The sequence below is a fragment of the Mesorhizobium sp. M7A.F.Ca.CA.002.09.1.1 genome (genome assembly GCF_003998555.1).
In the GTDB taxonomy this organism is placed as follows: domain Bacteria; phylum Pseudomonadota; class Alphaproteobacteria; order Rhizobiales; family Rhizobiaceae; genus Mesorhizobium; species Mesorhizobium ciceri.
The window spans coordinates 1-4432 of record NZ_RZRR01000456.1; the positions used below are offsets into that span (position 1 = coordinate 1).

Consider the following 4432-nt stretch of genomic DNA (forward strand, 5'->3'; position numbering starts at 1 on the left):
GTAATGCACCTTGCCCTTCTTCGAACGCACGGTGAAGAAATCGGCGATAGAGATCGCCTCGTTATGCGTCACCAGCAGGCCGTATTGCGCGCCGGGCGTCGGGCACCACGAGCGCACGCGCGTGTTGGCGCCCGGCTGCTCCAGGTAGATGGCTGCCTTCGAGCCGTGCTTGTGCTTCTTGGCGTTCTTCGGCATCCATGTCTCGTGTGTGCCCCAGCCAAGTTCCGCGGGCTGCAGGCCCTCGGAGATGAAGCCTTCGACCGACCATGTGTTCCAGAACACATCCATCGGTTTCGGCTTCTTGGTGCGCTGGGTGTCGCGTTCGGCGATGTGGATGCCCTTGACGCCGGCCTTCTTCATCAGCTTGGCCCAGCCCTCGCGATCGTCCTGCGCGGGCTCCGAGAACTCCAGGCCAAGATCGGTGGCGAGATTGACCAACGCCTGCTTGACGAACCACGAGACCATGCCTGGATTGGCGCCGCAGGTGGAGACCGCCGTGGCGCCGCCGGGCTTGTCGTGCTTTTCCTTGAGCAGCGACTCGCGCAGCGCGTAATTGGTGCGGCTGGCGTTATCGGCCTTGGCGTCGAAATAGAAGCCGAGCCACGGCTCGACGACGGTGTCGATGTAGAGCACGCCGAGCTTGCGGCAGAGCCGCATCAGGTCCACCGAGCCGGTATCAACCGACAGGTTGATGCAAAAGCCCTCTCCGCCGCCATTGGTCAGAAGCGGGGTCAGGAGCTTCTTGTAGTTCTTCTCCTTCACCGCTTCCTGGACGAAGGTGATGCCGCGCTCGTCGAGCAGCTTGCGGTCGGTGTCGCGCGGATCGATAACCGTCATGCGCGACTTGTCGAACTTGAAATGGCGTTCGATCAGCGGCAGCGTTCCCCGGCCGATCGAGCCGAAGCCGATCATCACGACAGGGCCGCTGATCTCACCGTAAACGGGCCAGTTTTCATTCGCCATTTTATCGAGCACTCCTTCAAAGCCCAGGAAACTGGGAAAACGCACACACAAAACCGGGCATCTTTGCCCGGCGGCCATGCGCTACATCACAGATCATTGTCACAAACCAGCGAAAAGCGCCAACCAGCGATCAGTCGTCATTGGCCATGTGGTTAAGGACCGTCATCAGCCGATCACGGTCCGATGTCAGGCCCTTGTAGTCGAGCTGGGCGAGATCGAGTGCTTCGAGCTGGGCGGCGAAAGACACCGCGAGCTTCGCCCGATCAGGGTGCCTGGCCAGCACGGCGAGCGGATCGAGATGGATGCGGATGGTGAACAGGATATCGCGTGAAACAGGCAGTTTGCGTAGGGTTTGCCGCTCGACGCGAATGAAGGCATGGGCGTCGATGTCGCCATCGGGAAAGCGCGACGGCCGGTTGGTGGCGCGGTCGATGCGCTGCAGGTCGGAGAGCGGATGGTAGAGCGCGTTGTCGGCCTGGATCGACCAGTTGTAGCGCTCGACGGCCTGCCCCTGGAGGCCATCGAACATCCGGTTGATGAGTTCCGCCGGACGCGTGCCCGGGCCGAAACCCGGCACCGGCGCGTGGATGTCCTGCAGCGGCTTGCCGAACTTTTCCAGGAGCGACCAGGAGGAGGGAAAGCAGAGCGAGCCGGCGACCAGCCGCCAGCCGCTCTCACTGCTGCGCATCAGGATCAGGTCTTCCTGGACGAGCAGTGAGGCTTTGGCCAGCGGCGCATCGGCGAGGGAAGCAGGCAGACGGCTCGCCGCGCCCGCCACCTCGACGCCTGATCCGCCGAGCCGATGGGTTTCGGGGAACCTCTCCGGGAGATGCGCGGCGAGCAAGTCGAGCACTTCCTGCTGGGCGTCGCGCGTGCCGTCCTCCTCGACGAAAACGCGCTCTGGGATTTCGGCATAGAGCCGGTGCTTTTCGGCGAGATACGGCAGCAGATGGCCGTCGACCTCGATCCAGGCCGCCGGGTCGAGCGGCTTCAGCCCGATGCTGAACAGTTTCGACGAGCCGTCATAGGGCGTGTGGGTGGGCAGCGTATGTTTTGGGGACGTCATGTCTCAGGTCAGTCTTGCCGGGATCAGTCCGCGCAGCGAATTGCCGACGAACAGGGACTTGGCGGATTTCAGATCGTCCAAGCTGTAGATCGCTTCGCGGGCGCGGCCTTCATCCAGAAGCTGCGCGCGCAATACGCCAGGCAGCAGGCCGCAATCGAGCCGGGGCGTCGCCAGCACGCCGTCGCCGACATCGGCAAAGACATTGGTGATCGTGCCTTCACAGATCTCGCCACGCTCGTTGGCCATAAGCACCTCGTCGGCCTGCGTGATGAGGTGTTCGGCACGGGCACGCGTGTAAAGCTGTCGCCGGCTGGTCTTGTGGCGCAGCAGCGTGTCGTTCGAATCGAGCCTCGTCCGCGCCAGCCGCAGCATCCAGACTTTGTCGGCGGCGAGCGGTTCATAAGGCTGCGCAGAGGCCGTCACCTCGCCATCGTGCGACAGGACGAGACGCGTGCGCGTGGCAACGCCGGAACCGCCGACCGCGCTGCTCAGCGCCTCGCCGACCGTGCCTGGATCACAGCGGAAGCCGAGTTCCGCCGCCGAGCCATAGAGGCGCGCAAGATGACGATCGAAGCGCAGGAAGCCCGAGCCGGGTTCCCAGCGCATGGTCTCGATCAACTGAAAGTCGGCGGTGTTCCCGTCGCGAAGCGCGCTTTCAGCAGACACTCCTGATACTCCTCCTGCGCCGTCGAATCGAAGACGACGCCGCCTCCGACATTGTAGACGGCCTCGCCGCCCGAAAAGAGCGAGATGGTGCGGATCGCCACGGAAAAGCGCATCGGGCCGCCGGGTGCGATCCAGCCTATGGCGCCGCAATAGGCATCGCGGGGCGTGCCTTCCAGGTCGCGCAGGATCTCCATGGCACGGATCTTAGGCGCGCCGGTGATCGAACCGCAAGGAAACAGCGCCGCAAAGATCTGGCGGATAGAGAGACCCGGCAGCAGTTTGGCCCTGACGTCGCTCACCATCTGATGCACGGTCGGGTAAGTCTCGATGCGGAACAGCGCCGGCACGTCCAGCGTGCCCACCTCGCTGATCAGCGAGATATCGTTGCGCAGGAGATCGACGATCATCCGGTTTTCGGCCTGGTTTTTCTCGTCATTGCGCAGGAAGATCTTCTGCCGTTCGTCCTCGGCTTTGGTGGCGCCGCGCGGCGCCGTTCCCTTCATCGGATGCGTCTCGATCATGCCCTCGGCGTCGATCTCGAAGAACAGTTCAGGCGAGCGCGACAGCACGATGGGTTCACCGAGCGCGATCAGCGCGCCATATTTCACCGGCTGACGTTCAGTCAACGCATCGAACGCGGCCAGAGGCTCGCCTGACCATTGCGCATGCACGGGAAAGGTCAGATTGCCCTGGTAGCAATCACCTTGCCGGATGTGCTGGTGCAGCCGCGAGAAGCGTTTTTCATAATCCTCGGGCGACCACGTCGCACGGGCGTCGAAGATCGGGCCATTGGTCGCCGCCATATTGCGCGGCGGCACCGCCTGTTCGACCGGGGCATCGAAAACCCCAAGGCACACGAGTGGGGCGCGGCGTCCATTCGGCAGCAGGGGAACGAGCTTGGGTTCGAGCAGGTAGCCCGCCTCATACGAGAAATAGCCGGCAAGCCATTTGCCTGCATCATGCGCGGCTTGTGCTGCTTCCAGAGCCGGCCCGAAATCGCCTGCATCGTGCGCCACGATGATATCGGCCGGCCGGTCGAAAACGAGCTGGCGCGCGCTTTTGTCATTGCGAAAAATTGCGGCGGGCAGGGACATGGGCACCGAATGCTGCGGTCAATGAAGCCATCAACCGCTCTATATGGGGTGCCGCCCGCGCGCAATCGAGGGAACGGCACGCTGCCTCTTAAAGCCGACCTTTGGGCCAACTCAGGAACCAAGAGCAAACGGCGACGCCGATATGGCGCCGCCGCTTGCAATCTTCAGGTCGTGCCTGGCGATCAGCTGTTGCTGGAGGTTCCGGCTGTTGGAAACTGCTTGGCGAATTCCTTCTCGTTGCCGGCGGCGAGCAGCTTGGCCTGCTCGATCCAGCGTTCGCGCGCGATGCGGCCATCGAAATTCATGACGTCCTCGATCCGTTTGATATCGGCCGCTGTCCAGGACGCGATCTGGGCGAAGCTGGTGACGCCTTGTGCCTTGAGCAGTTTCTCATTGACCGGACCGATACCGATCAGCCGACGCAGATTGTCGGGCTTTCCGGATGCTGGCTTGGCTGTTGCAGGCTTGGCTGTTGCAGGCTTGACTGTTGCAGGCTTGCTCATTGCGGATTTGGCTGGAGCCGAGGTTTTGGTGGCGACGGGTTTCGCCGCCGGCTTGGCAGAGACCGCTTTCGCAGCGGCCGGTTTGGCCGTCGCGGGCTTTGTGGTGGCGGATTTGGCCGTCGCGGGGGTCGACATCAGGG

At 63.1% G+C, this 4432-nt stretch carries 4 protein-coding genes and 1 pseudogene; all 5 read right to left on the bottom strand.

Annotation, left to right across the window (positions count from 1 at the left end; translation table 11 throughout):
- Nucleotides 1-963, bottom strand: a 963-nt coding sequence (locus EN994_RS19545; RefSeq protein WP_127307735.1) for a saccharopine dehydrogenase NADP-binding domain-containing protein, incomplete at its 3' end; no start/stop codon positions are given.
- A 130-nt stretch (nucleotides 964-1093) separates the two neighbouring features.
- Nucleotides 1094-2029 carry a DUF3445 domain-containing protein gene (locus tag EN994_RS19550; RefSeq protein ID WP_127307736.1) on the bottom strand — a complete coding sequence of 312 codons (936 nt, stop codon included), beginning with the start codon at nucleotides 2027-2029 and terminating at the stop codon, nucleotides 1094-1096.
- A gap of 3 nt (nucleotides 2030-2032) precedes the next feature.
- A complete protein-coding gene (locus EN994_RS19555) occupies nucleotides 2033-2695 on the bottom strand; it encodes an aminotransferase class IV family protein (RefSeq protein ID WP_063168944.1) in 663 nt (220 codons plus the stop codon).
- Nucleotides 2644-3789 carry an aminodeoxychorismate synthase component I gene (locus EN994_RS19560; protein WP_063168943.1) on the bottom strand — a complete coding sequence of 382 codons (1146 nt, stop codon included), beginning with the start codon at nucleotides 3787-3789 and terminating at the stop codon, nucleotides 2644-2646. Before EN994_RS19560 ends, EN994_RS19555 begins: the two co-directional genes overlap by 52 nt.
- Nucleotides 3790-3971: 182 nt before the next feature.
- Nucleotides 3972-4432, bottom strand: a pseudogene (locus EN994_RS19565) (proton-conducting membrane transporter); the annotation flags it as partial.